13 protein-coding genes are annotated in these 13,371 nt (G+C 74.1%); 5 read left to right on the top strand and 8 right to left on the bottom strand.

Translation table 11 applies throughout. The features are described from left to right. Positions 1-1,902: WD40 repeat domain-containing protein (locus E1300_RS26435; RefSeq protein WP_207399964.1), on the top strand; the 1,902-nt coding region annotated here is incomplete at its 5' end. Between the two features lie 128 nt (positions 1,903-2,030). Continuing rightward, complete coding sequence (locus tag E1300_RS26430; RefSeq protein WP_131759768.1) at positions 2,031-2,894, top strand: amidohydrolase family protein; 864 nt, start codon at positions 2,031-2,033, stop codon at positions 2,892-2,894. A gap of 27 nt (positions 2,895-2,921) precedes the next feature. Here E1300_RS26430 and E1300_RS50355 read toward each other — a convergent pair whose 3' ends face one another. After that, complete coding sequence (locus tag E1300_RS50355) at positions 2,922-3,650, bottom strand: NIPSNAP family containing protein (protein ID WP_165503006.1); 729 nt, start codon at positions 3,648-3,650, stop codon at positions 2,922-2,924. Positions 3,651-3,694: 44 nt separating this feature from the next. Continuing rightward, on the bottom strand, positions 3,695-4,516 hold the full coding sequence (locus E1300_RS26420; RefSeq protein ID WP_131759767.1) for an SDR family oxidoreductase: 822 nt from the start codon (positions 4,514-4,516) through the stop codon (positions 3,695-3,697). A gap of 174 nt (positions 4,517-4,690) precedes the next feature. Here E1300_RS26420 and E1300_RS26415 point away from each other — a divergent pair, with 174 nt between their 5' ends. Continuing rightward, entirely contained in the window at positions 4,691-5,212 is a 522-nt protein-coding gene (locus tag E1300_RS26415) for a nitroreductase family deazaflavin-dependent oxidoreductase (protein ID WP_131759766.1), read from the top strand. 14 nt (positions 5,213-5,226) lie between these two features. Here E1300_RS26415 and E1300_RS26410 read toward each other — a convergent pair whose 3' ends face one another. The 6 genes from E1300_RS26410 to E1300_RS26385 all read right to left on the bottom strand — a co-directional run bounded on the left by E1300_RS26410 (position 5,227) and on the right by E1300_RS26385 (position 12,010). Next, positions 5,227-6,261, bottom strand: a complete 1,035-nt coding sequence (locus tag E1300_RS26410; protein ID WP_131759765.1) for a phosphotransferase family protein — start codon at positions 6,259-6,261, stop codon at positions 5,227-5,229. Then, positions 6,258-7,346, bottom strand: a complete 1,089-nt coding sequence (locus tag E1300_RS26405; protein WP_131759764.1) for a TIGR03857 family LLM class F420-dependent oxidoreductase — start codon at positions 7,344-7,346, stop codon at positions 6,258-6,260. The genes E1300_RS26410 and E1300_RS26405 overlap by 4 nt, the downstream gene beginning before the upstream one ends. A gap of 1 nt (position 7,347) precedes the next feature. Continuing rightward, positions 7,348-8,553 (bottom strand): cytochrome P450, encoded by a 1,206-nt coding sequence (locus E1300_RS26400; protein WP_131759763.1) that lies wholly within the window; start codon positions 8,551-8,553, stop codon positions 7,348-7,350. A gap of 65 nt (positions 8,554-8,618) precedes the next feature. Continuing rightward, positions 8,619-9,821 (bottom strand): cytochrome P450, encoded by a 1,203-nt coding sequence (locus E1300_RS26395; RefSeq protein WP_131759762.1) that lies wholly within the window; start codon positions 9,819-9,821, stop codon positions 8,619-8,621. Continuing rightward, the gene (locus tag E1300_RS26390) at positions 9,799-10,611 is read right to left on the bottom strand and encodes an SDR family oxidoreductase (protein WP_165503005.1); all 813 of its coding nucleotides are present in this window, start codon (positions 10,609-10,611) and stop codon (positions 9,799-9,801) included. Before E1300_RS26390 ends, E1300_RS26395 begins: the two co-directional genes overlap by 23 nt. A 136-nt stretch (positions 10,612-10,747) precedes the next feature. Continuing rightward, entirely contained in the window at positions 10,748-12,010 is a 1,263-nt protein-coding gene (locus E1300_RS26385; RefSeq protein ID WP_131759760.1) for a glycosyltransferase, read from the bottom strand. 178 nt (positions 12,011-12,188) lie between these two features. Here E1300_RS26385 and E1300_RS26380 point away from each other — a divergent pair, with 178 nt between their 5' ends. Both E1300_RS26380 and E1300_RS26375 read left to right on the top strand, forming a co-directional pair. Next, on the top strand, positions 12,189-12,806 hold the full coding sequence (locus E1300_RS26380; RefSeq protein WP_207399963.1) for a histone deacetylase: 618 nt from the start codon (positions 12,189-12,191) through the stop codon (positions 12,804-12,806). Between the two features lie 61 nt (positions 12,807-12,867). Then, positions 12,868-13,326 (top strand): peroxiredoxin, encoded by a 459-nt coding sequence (locus tag E1300_RS26375; RefSeq protein ID WP_131759759.1) that lies wholly within the window; start codon positions 12,868-12,870, stop codon positions 13,324-13,326. Positions 13,327-13,371: the final 45 nt, after the last annotated feature.

Genomic DNA, 13,371 nt, shown 5'->3' with positions numbered 1-13,371 from the left:
GCTCGCAACGCCATCGCACTGGCCACCATGGACCAGCTGGACGAGGCGCTCGACGCGGCGGGGTCGCTGCCGGCCGGCGCGGGCGGTCCGGTCGCCGCGCTGGCGCTCAGCGCCGACGGGCGGATCCTCGCCGCCGCCGGCGACCGCGACCGGAGCATCCGCCTGTGGAGCGTCGCCGACCCGGCGCGCCCGGTCGCGATCGGCGCACCGGCCGTCCCCGCCCCGCCGGTCGCGTCCATGGCGCTCACTCCGGACGGCCGGGCCCTCGCCGCCGGCGGCGAGGGGAAGCGGGTCTACCTCTGGTCGCTGGCGCGGCTGCCGGCCGTGGCCCCGCCGGTCGCCCTGGCCGGGCCCACCGGCGCGATCAAGGCCGTGGCGCTGGCCCCGGGCGGGCGGACGCTGGCCGCGGGCGGCAAGGACCGGGTCGTCCGGCTGTGGGACATCGCCGATCCGGCGCGCCCGCGGCGTCTCGCGACGCTGACCGGCCCCGCGAGCCAGGTGTTCAGCATCGCCGTCAGCCCGGACGGCGGGACCCTGGCCGCCGGCACCGGCGCCCAGCACAGCGTCTACCTGTGGCGGATCAGCGACCCGCGCCGCCCGCGCCGGCTCGGCGCGCCCCTGACAGGGCCCGCGAGCTGGGTCAACGCGGTGGCGTTCAGCGCCGACGGCGCCGTGCTGGCCGCCGCGAGCTCCGACAAGCTGGTCTGGCTGTTCGACGTGGCCGGACGGCGGGCGGTGGGCCGGCTGCCGCATCCGAGCCCGGTCGTCGCCGCCGTCCACCGCGACGCGCACTCGTTCGTGACCCTCGGCGAGGACGGCACGGTCCGCGCCTGGATGGTGCCCGGGCCGGTCATCACCGGACCGGCCGACACGGTCTTCGGCCTGAGCTTCGACGCTGCGGGCCGGCGGCTGGGCATCGCCCCGGGCTCCCGCGACAACACCGTGACCGTGTGGTCGCCCACCGACATCCAGCGGCCGGTGCGGCTCGGGCGCCCGGCGCGGAACGCCCCGGACGCCGTCCCGTACTCCGGCGCGGGGACCCTGACGCCCGACGGGCGGGTCTTCGCGGTCGGCGACACCGCCGGCGGCATCCAGCTCTGGGACGTCGCCGACCCGGCGCGTCCCGCCCGGCTCGGCCCCGCGGTCCCGGCCGCGGCCGACCTGGTCGAGTCGGTGACCGCCAGCGGCGACGGGAGACTGCTCGCGGTCGGAGCCGACGACGGCGCCGTCCACCTGGTCGACATCACCGACCCGCGCCGGCCGGTGAAGGGCGCCGACCTCACCGGGCCCGCCAAGCTCGTGTACAACTGCGCGATCAGCCGGGACGGCCGCCTCCTCGCCGCCGCGAGCGGCGACGGCGACGCCTACCTGTGGGACATCGCCGACCGCCGCCGCCCGAGAAGGCTGGCCACGCTCGCCGGATCCACCACCGACGAGGCCTACGCGGTGGCCTTCAGCCCGGACGGCCGCACGCTCGCGGTCGGGAAGGCGAACGGGAGCGTGCAGCTCTGGGACGTCACGCACCCGGGGGCGCCCGGCGTCCTCGGCGCTCCGCTGACGGGCCCCGCCAGCGTCGTGTACTCGCTCGCCTTCGGCCCCGGCGCGCCGACGCTCGCGGTCGGCGACACCGACAACACCGTCTGGCTGTGGGATCTGGCGCGGCCCCGCGATCCCGTCCACCTCGCCACCTTGACCGGTCCCACGATGAGCGTCCTGTCCGTGGCGTTCAGCCCCGACGGGCGGACGGTGGCGGCGGGCGGGCACGACCACACCGTCCGGTTGTGGGACGTCGACCCCGAGTCCGCGGCGGCGTTCGTCTGCGCGGTGGCCGGCCAGCCCGTCACGCGCCAGGAATGGACGCGCTACGTCTCCGGCCGGAAGTACGATCCGCCGTGCAGATGACGTCCCGAGATAGAATGCAGTTTCAAAGAGATCAGCCCTCCTCTGTTGGGCATGGGTGAGACCCTTGACCCGGGTGAGAATCACGTTTCAGAATGTGAGCTCTGCTTCCGACGCCACACGGAGTCAGCATGACGTTCCCGGCCGGGACGCCGGTCATCGACACGATGATCGCCTTCCCCCAGGAGGGCACCGCCCAGTACGACTTCATCCGCGCGCAGGCCAAGGACCGCGCCTCGAAGGAGGAGATGGAGTTCCCGGCCGAGTACATGTTCAAGGAGGTGCCGCACGACCTCCCCACCGACGACCCGGTCGGCGTGACCTTGCGGGAGATGGACCGGTACGGCATCGAGCGGGGCCTGATCGGCGTGGAGGACGAGACGTCCCGCTCGGCGCTGAAGCGGTTCCCGGACCGGTTCGCGGCCTCGTCCAACGTGGACCCCAACCAGGGCATGGACGCGGTGCGCAAGCTCGTGCGCGAGCACGAGGAGTTCGGCACGCGCGCGGCGGGCGTGTTCCCGGCCGGGACGTTCCCGCAGGTGGCGATCAACGACAAGAGGATGTACCCGGTCTACGCCAAGTGCGTGGAGCTGGACATCCCGATCTTCGTCTGCGCCGGGGTGCCGGGGCCGCGGCTGCGGATGGCGCCGCAGAAGGTCGAGCTGATCGACGAGGTCATGTTCGACTTCCCCGAGCTGGTCCTCGTCACGCGGCACGGCTGCGAGCCGTGGACGGAGCTGGCGGTGAAGCTCATGCTGAAGTGGCCGAACCTGTACTACTCGACCAGCGCGTTCGCGCCGAAGTACTATCCGAAGGCGATCATCGACTACGCCAACACGCGCGGCGCCGACAAGATCATCTATGCGGGCTACTTCCCGATGGGGCTGACGCTGGAGCGCATCTTCACCGACATGCCGGACGTGCCGTTCCGCGATCACGTGTGGCCGAAGTTCCTGCACGAGAACGCCAGGCGTGTTCTGAAGCTCGACGGGTAGCCCGCCCGGGAGGCGTCTTCCTCGGGGTCAGTCCTCCCAGTCGACGCGGTCCGCGCGGCTCGGCTGGCGTCCGGTCTTGAAGGGGCACAGCGCGGAGTCGGCGAGCAGGACGCGCTCCCGCGTGCGGAACTCCGGGAGCGTCTTCCTGAGCAGGCGGGGTTCTCCGGCGGCCTCGCGCGCCTCCGCCTCGGCCCAGGCCGCCCAGGTCGGGACGGCCCAGAGCAGGATGAGCTCGTCGTCGTTGCGCATCGCGGTCGTCCAGGCGCCGGCGAGGACCCATCCGTGGTCGCCCTCGCCCGCGCGCGCCTCCTCGACCGCGTCCGCCAGGACGCGCCGCGCCCGGCCGGCGCCGACCCCGATCAGCTCGTGCGCGTACACCTCGCCGCGCAGGCCGCGCCGGCAGACCTCGTCGATCGCCGGCATCTCCGGGTGCGGGACGAGGAGCCGGTCCACGCCCCCGGACCGCAGGTCGGCGGCGGCGGCCCACCACTTCTCCAGGGCCGGGTCCTGGAGGGTCGCGCCGCTGAACTCGTGCCGGAAGGACGACGCCAGCCCGGCGAAGCCGTCCTCCTCCCAGATGTTCACCACCTGCGGCCACCGGCCGGTGGAGCCGACCACGCCCCAGACGCCGTAGCAGAGCTGGTTCCGCTGCTCCTGGCCGATCGGGCTCCAGTTGGCGGTCATGTGGTGCATGTAGCGGGCCCGGTTCTGCCGGGTGATGTCGATGAACTCGTGGATGTAGACCTTGTCGTTCACGGCGCCGCCCCTCGCGTCCGGTGTCGTATAAAGTATACAACTCGTCAGGGTGTGTCGTCGGGGAGGCCGCGCAGCGCCGCCTCGCCGAACATGGGCCCGAACATGGGGGAGTAGTCGGGGCCGCGGCGCAGATGGTGCCCGCCGTCCACGTTGAGGAGCTGGCCGGTGATCCAGGACGCCTCCGGGCTCGCGAGGAAGGCGACGGCGGCGGCGATGTCCTCCGGCTCCCCGACGCGCGACAGCGGCATGCACGCCAGGTAGTCGTCGAGGACGGGCCCGGAGTCGGCGATCGCGGCCACCAGCTCGGTGCGGACCAGTCCCGGCCGGATGCCGTTCACGCGGATCCCGGCGCCGCCGAGCTCGTCCGCGGCGAGCCGGACGAGGTGGTCGACCGCGGCCTTCGAGACCCCGTACGCGCCGAACCACCGGTGGGTGTTCGACGCGGCGATGGACGAGATCGCGATGATCGACCCGCCGCCCTGCCGCGCCATGACCTGCGAGGAGTGCCGGATCGTGAGCATGGTGCCCGTGGCGTTGAGCTCCAGCGTGGCGCGCCAGGCGGCGGTGTCGAGCCGCCCGATCGGGCCGATGGAGGACGAGCCGCCGGCGCAGGCGACGACGGTCCGCAGCGGGCCCCGCTCGGCCGCCGCCAGCACCGCCTTCTCGACCTGCTCCTCGTCGGTGACGTCGGCGACGACGTAACCGATGCCCCGGCCGGTCCGCTCGGCGGCCTCGCGCAGCCGCGCCTCGGTCCGCCCGCAGATCGTGACGGCGGCGCCGTCCGCGGCGAGGCGGGCCGCGCAGCCGAGGCCGATGCCGCTGCCGCCGCCGGTCACCAGCGCCGCCGTTCCGTCCAGACCCGCCATGTGCCGTTCCCTCCGCCGTGCCCCGGTGCGCGAGCCGGGACGGTTTTGCATAATGAATACTTGATCGAAGTCGTTTCGACAGTAGCGTGCCCGGCCGCCGCCCGACAGGGGCGGCGGGCCCGCCGACGATCGCCCAGGGACGGGCGGCCCGGTGACGAGATGAAGGGAATGGCGATGCCGCGATCCGGTGCGGCGGCGTCCGGTCCGCCCAAGGGGCTCGACTCGCCGCTCATGCCCAAGATCCTCAAGGTGATGTCCCGCGCGAACGTGGCCGTCTACCGGGCGACCGGCGGCCGGGTGGGCGGCAGATGGCGCGTCGGCGCGGCCTTCCCCCGCGGGGTGCCCGTCTGCCTGCTCACGACCAGGGGCCGCAAGACCGGGCGGGCGCGGACGCTGCCGCTGCTGTTCATGGAGGACGGCGAGCGGGTCGTCCTCGTGGCCTCGCAGGGCGGCGCGCCGAGGAATCCGCTCTGGTACCTCAACCTGCTCGCCGAGCCCCGCGTGGTCGTCCAGGTGCGCCGGGACGTCCGGCGGATGCGCGCCCGCACCGCCGAGGAGGGCGAGCGCGCGGAGCTGTGGCCGCGGCTCGTCGCCATGTACGCCGACTTCGACCGCTACCAGTCGTGGACGGACCGGCGCATCCCCGTCGTGATCTGCGAGCCGGTGCGGGACGGAGCGGCGGACGACCCCGCCTGAGCGGTCCGGCGCGGTCAGACGAGGTCCAGCGTGCGGAGGTCGCGGATCGCGGCGCAGGACCGGGCGGCCATGGCGAGGAACATCCGGTCGCCGCGCTCGGTCCGCGCGCCGTAGGCGCAGCCGAGGACGGTGATCAGCGGTCCCTGGAGCGCGGCGAAGCGGTAGTCCTCGAAGCAGGCGTCCAGGCCGTAGCCGGTCACGCCGTGCGCGGCGAGCGCGGCGTGGTAGGCGCCGACGAGGGGCCGTTCGAGCGCGGCGCGCCGGTCCGGCTCCAGGCTCGTCCCGAGGAGGAACGCGAGGTCGCGCAGCGGGTGGCCGATGCTGAGCGTCTGCCAGTCCACCGCGGTCACGCCCGGGGCGTCACCGGGCGGGAAGATGAGGTTGTCCAGCCGGTAGTCGCCGTGGACGAGCCCGAAGACGTCCTGCCGCCCGGTCGCCCAGGCGGTGATCGCGGCGGCCGTGTCGCGGAGCGTGCCGACGTCGCGGTCGCCGAGGACGCCCGCGAACCGGTCGGTGAAGGTTTCGACGGCCGGGCCGAACACCTCGCCGAGCGAGGCGGCGTCGTCCTCGCCGACCGCGCTCAGCCACGGGACGTCGAGCAGCGACGCGTCGCACCAGCGGGGGCCGTGGAGCCCGGCCAGGTTCGCCACCGCGTCGGCCGCCTGCGCGGGCGTGCACCCGGCGAGCTGGTCGCCCTGCGTTGCGGGATGGAGGTCGTCCAAGAGGAGGACGAAGGTGGTGTTGTCGTCGGACAGGGCGCCGTAGTGGCAGCGGGGAGTCCGGATCGTCACGGTGGACGCCAGGTCCCGGTAGAAGCACACCTCGGCCCGGTAGGCGGGGGCGAGGAAGGCGCGGGAGCCCTCGTCCTCCGCGGCGAGCTTGGCGATCAGCCGCCGCGGAACCTCCTCATCCCCGTCCAGCCGGAGCCGGTAGCAGGCGCCGATCTGCCCCGACCCGACGCGCTCCCACGTCACGGCCGAGACCTTGGCTCCGAGGACCTCGCTCAGCAGCTCGGGCGTCAGCTCGGACGGCCCGCTCACGACGGTCATGCGGGGCGGCTCCGTCCGGGGTTGCGGGGCAGGGCGTCCGCCGGTCCGCCGGGCCTTACCTCGCGGTAGGCGGCGAGCACCGGTTCGGCCTCGGCGGGCGTGACGCCGTGCAGGACGACGCCGTCGGCGCCCGCGCGGAACTGGTCGAGCACGCGGTCCGCGCACCGCTCCGCCGTCCCGGTCGCGGACGCGGCGAGCCACTCGTCCGGGAGCATCTCCGCGACGTGCCGGAGCTGGTCGGGCGTGGCGATCACGTCGAACGCGCCCGGGAAGCCGCTGACGAGGTCGTCCGCCCGGAACCGGGCCAGCGCCGCGGGGTCCCAGCCGTTGACGCGGACGAGCAGGTCGCCGTAGCCCTGGAGGTAGGTGGCGAGCCGGCCGACCAGCTTGCGGAGCTGCGCCTCTTCGTCGAGGTGGTCGCCGACGGCGGCGAGGACCGACCAGACCCGCACCCCGGCGGGGTCGCGGCCCGCGCGCTCGGCGCCGAGGCGCACGGCCTTCACCGCGCGGGCGAGGGTGTCGTCGGTGAAGAAGGTGTGCAGGACGACGCCGTCGGCGACCCCGCCGGCGAACGCGAGCGTCCGCTCGCCCATGGCCGTCAGCATGATCGGGATGTCCTCGGCGAAGGACGGGTCCTGGCTCAGGTACGGGAAGTCGCCGGCCGGGCCGTGGTGGTCCACGACGGGCTCGCCCCGCCAGAGCCGCCGCATGATCCCGATGAAGTCCTCCAGCTGCGCGGACGTGACGCGCGGCAGCCCCATGACGTCGAAGAGCAGGTCGAAGCCGCGGCCGAGCCCGAGCGCGAACCGGCCGCCGGTCAGCCGGTGCATGGTCGTCGCGAACGTCGCGGTGAGCAGCGGGTGCCGCGTGTTGTGGTTCGTCGCGGCCGTCGCGACCCCGAGGCGCTCGCTCACGGCGCCCGCCGCGCCGGACAGGGCGGCGGCCTCCTTGGTGGTGAACCGCTCGGACAGGAAGACCGACCCGAAGCCGAGCCGCTCACCGTCGCGGACCTGGTCGAGCAGGTCGCGGGGCGAGCCGGAGTGCCCGGCCAGCCCGTAGAAGCCGAGTTCCGGCAGGTCGGTCATGTCATCCTTCCGTTCGCCGGGCCGGGGTGAAGCGCACCTTGAACGACTCGTAGCCGGAGACGAAGTTGGCGGGACGCCGCGCGGGCTCGTCCTCCTCGGCCGGCTCGATGTCGGGCAGCCGGGCCAGCAGCCGCTCGAACATCACCTTCAGCTCCAGCCGCGCCAGGCTGTTGCCGAGGCAGAAGTGCGGGCCGTTGCCGAACGCGATGTGGTCGTTCGGGGTGCGCGCGACGTCGAACCGGAACGGGTCCTCGAAGACCTCCTCGTCCCGGTTCGCGGACGGGTACAGCAGCAGCACGCTGTCGCCCTCGCGGATCAGCTGCCCGCCCAGCTCGACGTCGCGGACCGCCGTCCGGTTCATGTTCTTGATGGGCGACACCCAGCGCAGCATCTCCTCGACGGCCGTGGGGATCCCGCCCGAGTCGTCGATGAGCGCCTGGCGCTGCTCGGGGTGCAGGCACAGCTGGTACATGCCGCCGGAGATGACGTGCCGGGTGGTCTCGTCGCCGCCGATCAGGATGAGCAGCGACTCGTGGACGAGGGAGCCGTGGTCGAGGCGGTCCCCGTCCACCTCCGCGTGCACGAGGACGCTGAGCAGGTCGTCCCGCGGCTCGTCGCGGCGCAGCGCGATCGCGCGGTCGGCGTACTCGGTGAACCCGCCGAAGGCCTCCGCCGCCTTGGTCAGCGAGTCCGGGTCGTCGCCGCCGGTGAGGGCGCTCAGCATGTCGTCGGACCAGGTGAGGAGCATCGACCGGTCCTCCGGCGCGACGCCGAGCGCGTCCCCGATCACGATGAGCGGCAGCGGCGCGGCCACGTCCTGGACGAAGTCGCACTCGCCGCGCTCGCAGACGCCGTCGATGATCTCGTCGCAGATCCGGCGCAGGTAGGCCTCCTGCGCGGCGACGCGGCGGGGGGTGAAGCCCGCGCTGACGAGTTTCCGGCGCAGCTTGTGCGCCGGGTCGTCCATGTCGATCATCATGGGGGTCGCGCCGGTGTCGGGGCGGATCCCGTGGGCGCTGGAGAACGCCTCGGGCATCCGGGAGACGGCCTTGATGTCGGCGTGCCTGGCGACGCCCCACACGCCGCCCGCCTCGTCCCGGTAGACGGGGGCGTTCTCGCGCATCCAGCGCAGCTCGGCCTGCGGCTCGCGGCCCCAGAAATCGCCGCTGATCAGGTTGATCGCCTCGTTGACGGGATGGTCGGGCATCGCCGGTCCTCCTTCCGGACGGCTCCTTCGGACGGCTCGTCGCGGGCGGTTCCGCCGGGCGGCCCTCAGACGGCCGCGGAGCGCTCGACGAGCAGGGGCAGGCTGGACAGCCCGCGGACGTTGCCGGAGTAGTGCCGCTCGACGCCGGTCTCGTCGAAGTGGAAGTCGGGGAAGCGCTTGAGCAGCTCCTCGAACGCCACGCGCGTCTCCAGCCGGGCCAGGGACGCCCCCAGGCACAGGTGGCGCCCGAAGCCGAAGCTGACGTGCCGGTCGATGTCGCGGTGGACGTCGAACAGCTCCGGGTCGGGGTACTTGCGCTCGTCGTGGACGGCGGACCCGGTGACGAGGATGACCCGCTGCCCCTCCGGGATGACGGTGCCGTGCAGCTCGACGTCCTTCAGCGTCCAGCGGCCCTGGTAGTGGGACGGCGGGTCCCAGCGCAGCATCTCCTCCACCGCGTTCGGGATGAGGGACGGGTCGGCGGCCAGCTCGCGCCGCTGGTCGGGATACCAGCTCAGCGCGATCGCCCCGTTCGGGATGAGCTTGGCGACGGTCTCGTGGCCCGCGAACGCCAGCTCCAGGAAGCGGGAGGCGAGCTCGCCGTCGTCCAGGGCCCGGGTGGTGCCGTCCTCGTTCTCGACCGGGGTGTTCATCAGGAGCGTGATGACGTCGTCCCCCGGGTCGCGCCGCCGGTCGCTCACCAGTTCGGCGAGCAGCCCCCACAGCTCGGCGCTCGCCTCGTAGACCTCGGGCGGGGTGGTCATGTCCTCCGACCGCGCCGCGATCCGGTCGCTCAGCTCGTGGATGCGCTCGCGCCGCTCGACCGGAATGCCGATCAGCTCGCTGATGACGTCCAGGGGCAGCCGGATCGAGAAGTCCTGGACCAGGTCGAACCGGTCCGCGCCGCGCAGCCGGTCGAGCAGGTCCGCGGCCGTCCGCCGGATGAACGGCTCCAGCAGCGCGATCCGCCGCGGGGTGAACATCCGCGCGACGATCTTGCGGTGCCGGGTGTGCTCGGGCGGGTCCTTGGTGATCAGGAACGGCGCCCCCTGGTCGGCGCCCTCGATCGTGACGCCGTGCGCGCTGGAGAAGGCGTCGGTGTCCAGGTGCGCGTCGATGACGTCCTGGTAGCGCGACAGGGCCCAGAAGCCCACGTCCGCGTTGTGGTAGACGGGCGCCTCGTCCCGCAGCCGCCGGTAGACGGGGAACGGGTTGTGCACCGTCTCCTTGACGAAGGGGTTGTACTCAACCGGGGTGTACTGAACCACGGAGCGCTCCTCGCTCGGGGGTGGTGCCGCCGGACGGGCCGGTCTCCCCGGCGGCGCGGTCGAGGGCGCCCCCGAACGTCCCGGCGACGGGGGAGGGGGAGCGGACGGTGAGGTGGTCGAGCCCGACGGCCGGGAACGCCGCCGCGGTGCCGAGCACGCCCGCGAGGACCCCGGCGACCTCGTCCGGGGCCATGAACTCCTCCTGGGCGAGCCCGCGCACGCTCCAGTCCTCCAGCGCCCAGGTCAGCAGCTCGGGCTCGAACTCGTTGCCGAAGTCGGTGGGGAACGTCGCGCCGACCGTCACGGTGGTGAAGCGCAGGCGCGGATGCTCCGTGCGCCACGCCTCGACGAGCCGGTCCAGCGCGGCCTTGCTGGTGGCGTAGGCGCCGAGGGCGGTGCGGGGCTGGTGGACGGTCTCCGACGACAGGACCATGACGACGGCGCCGGGCGCCAGCAGCGGCAGGCACGCGCGCAGTAGCCGGTGCGGCCCCTCGACGTTCGTCTCGAACAGGCCGCGCCAGTCCTCGCCGGTCACGTCGGCGATCATCCGGAGCCGGGCGACGCCCACGCAGCACACCAGGGCGTCGATCCCGCCGAGCGACGCGCGGGCGGCGCCGGCGAGCGCGGTGACGAGATGGGTCTTGCCGACGCCGGCGTCCCCGCTGACCAGCACGGTCCCGGCGGCGCCCGCGGCGGCGCGGTCGAGCGCGCCGGTCAGTTCGGCGAGCTGGGCCGCCCTGCCGATCAGCACCCGGCGCCTCCGGACGTCGTGGCTCGGATCATGCCGCACAGTATCCCACCTGGGCGTCATGCATGGATTTGTCGGACGCGTTCGAGGGGCCCGGGAGGCGTCCCGGGCCGGAGACGGGGCGAGGGCCCCGGAGCCGGTGCGGCTCCGGGGCCCTCGCGGGGGACGGTCGGGCGTCTCAGGCGACCAGGGCGGGGGACCGGTCGTCCTCGAACGCCGCCTCGTCCTCGTCCTCCAGCTCCGGCTCGGGCTCGGGGGCGGGCAGGACCTTGCCGTACGCGCGCAGCGTCTCGGCGGCGATCCGGTCCCAGGAGTAGCGGGACCGGGCGCGGTCGGCCGCGGCGATCGAGTAGCCGTGCAGCGTGGTCTCCTCGGAGAGCAGCCGCCGGATCGCCCGCCCGATCACGACCGGGCGGCCCGCCGGGACGTGCAGCCCGGTGATCTGGTCGAGGACCTCGTCGGCGTTGCCGCCGACCGGCGTCGCGACCACGGGGACGCCGCAGGCCATGGCCTCCAGCGGCACCGCCGGGGAGGGCTGGACCGGCGCGATGCTGAGCACCAGCCGGGCGGTGCGCAGCAGCTTCGGCAGCGACTTGCGCGGCAGCCGGCCGAGGAAGATCACGCGGTCGGCGACGTGCAGCTCCTTGGCGAGCAGCATCAGCCGGTGCACGACCGGGTCGTTCTCCAGCTCCTCGCGGACCGGGCCGCCCGCGACCGCCAGCTCGGCGCCGGGGACGTGCACGAGGGCGCGCAGCGCGGTCTCGACGTCGCCGGCGGCGAGGTCGCGGCAGACCATCACGAGCCGGTCCCGGTCGCCGCGCGGCATCGCGGGGCCGACCTGGGAGAAGAGCTCGCCGTCCACCGCGTAGGGGACGACGGTGATCGAGGGCCGCGGGACGCCGGTCCGGACGACGGTGTCGGCCTCCTCAGTGTGCCCGGCGAGCACGAGGTCGGCGCCGCGCCCGATGGCCTTCTCCAGCCGGTCGCGGTGCGGGTGGACCTGGCGCCCGGCGCGGCGCTCGGCGGCGGCGACGCCGTGGAAGCTCTGCACGAACGGGATGTCCAGCTCGCGGGCGACGGCGCAGGCGGCGAGGCCGCCGACCCAGCCGTGCGCGTGGACGACGTCGGGGCGGCCGGCGCCGCTCCAGCGGCGGCGGAGGGCGTCGGCGAGGTCGCGGACGTGCTCCAGCTGCTCGTCGTCGGTCAGGGGGCGCGCGGGCCCGGCGTCGAGGTGGACCAGGGCGGCGCCCGGCCCGAGCCGGACGCGGCCGCGGGCGGCCGGGTCCTGCCGCCGGGCGTAGACCGTGACCTGGTGGCCGTCTCCGTCGCCGGAGGCGGGCTTGGCCAGGGAACGGGCGAGATCCCGGACGTGGATGGAGTGCGCGTGCTCGCCGTCAAGGTCGGAGGCGGACACGAGAGCGATGTTCAACGGGCGGTGCATGACGGTCCTCCGGGACAACACAGGGGAAGCCTGGAGGTATCTGCGTCGTAGACACCTGCTCGATGGAGAGAGTATTGCCATGCGCCGAGTCCGTCAAACCTGGCGAATCGGAAGTCCTCGGGAAGCCGGCCGTCCGCGGGGGGTACGACCGGGCCTTCCAGCGGGGATACTGGGAGGGGTGGACGCGGATTCCCTCTGGTACGTCGCCTACGGCTCCAACCTGTTCCGCGAGCGGTTCGGGTGCTACCTGTCCGGCGGCAGGCCGCGGGGCGGCGCCCGCCACTACACGGGCTGCCGCGATCCCCGGCCCGCCCGCGCCGAGCGCCCGGTGACCCTGCCCGGCGGCATCTACTTCGCGCTGACCTCGCTGACCTGGGGCGGAGGCATGGCCTTCTACGACCCCGAGCTGCCCGGGCGCGCCGCCGCCCGCGCGTACCTGCTGTCCCGCCGGCAGTTCTGCGACGTCATGGCGCAGGAGATGCGCCGCGACACCGGCACCGACCACGACCTGTCCGAGGTGCTCGCCACCGGCCGGCAGCGGCTCGGCCCCGGCCGCTACGAGACCGTCCTGCGGGTCGGTGACCTCGAAGGCCATCCCATGCTGACCTTCACGGCACCCGATCCTGTCGCCCGCGCCGCCCTGAACGCCCCGACGGCCCCCTACCTGACCATGCTCGGCAGCGGCCTGCGCGAGGCCCACGGCTGGACCCCGTCCCGCGCCGGCGGCTACCTCGCCGCCCGTCCCGGCGCCGCCGGGGCGTGGACGGCGCCCGAGGTGGCGGCCCTGCTCGCCTGAGCGCCGGCCGGTGGGGGACGCCGGTCGCGGGCGGCCGTAAGCGCCCGGGTACCGTCGGGGCATGAACGTCGGTGATGTGGTTGACGACTTCGAGCTCCCCGACGAGACGGGCGAGCCGCGCACGCTGAGCGGGCTGCTGGAGAAGGGCCCCGTGGTGCTCTTCTTCTACCCGGCCGCGCTGACCCCCGGCTGCACCGCCGAGGCCTGCCACTTCCGCGACCTCGTCGCCGAGCTCGCCGAGGTCGGCGCCCATCCCGTGGGGATCAGCGCCGACTCCGTCGACCGGCAGAAGGAGTTCGCCGACAAGCACCGCCTCGGCTACCCGCTGCTGTCCGACCCCGACGGCGCGGTGCGGGCCCGCTTCGGCGTGAAGCGCGGCATCGCGCTCGCGCCGACGAAGCGGCAGACGTTCGTGATCGGCACCGACCGGCGCGTCCTGGAGATCGTCAAGAGCGAGGTCCGGATGAACGCGCACGCCGACCGCGCCCTCGCCGCGCTCCGCCGCATCCGGACGACCTAACGCCCCGCCGGACGCGCGGCTACCAGCGCCCCGCCGGCACGGCGG

The sequence above is a fragment of the Actinomadura fibrosa genome (genome assembly GCF_900659615.1).
GTDB lineage: Bacteria > Actinomycetota > Actinomycetes > Streptosporangiales > Streptosporangiaceae > Spirillospora > Spirillospora fibrosa.
This window is presented reverse-complemented; position numbering and strand designations above follow the sequence as displayed.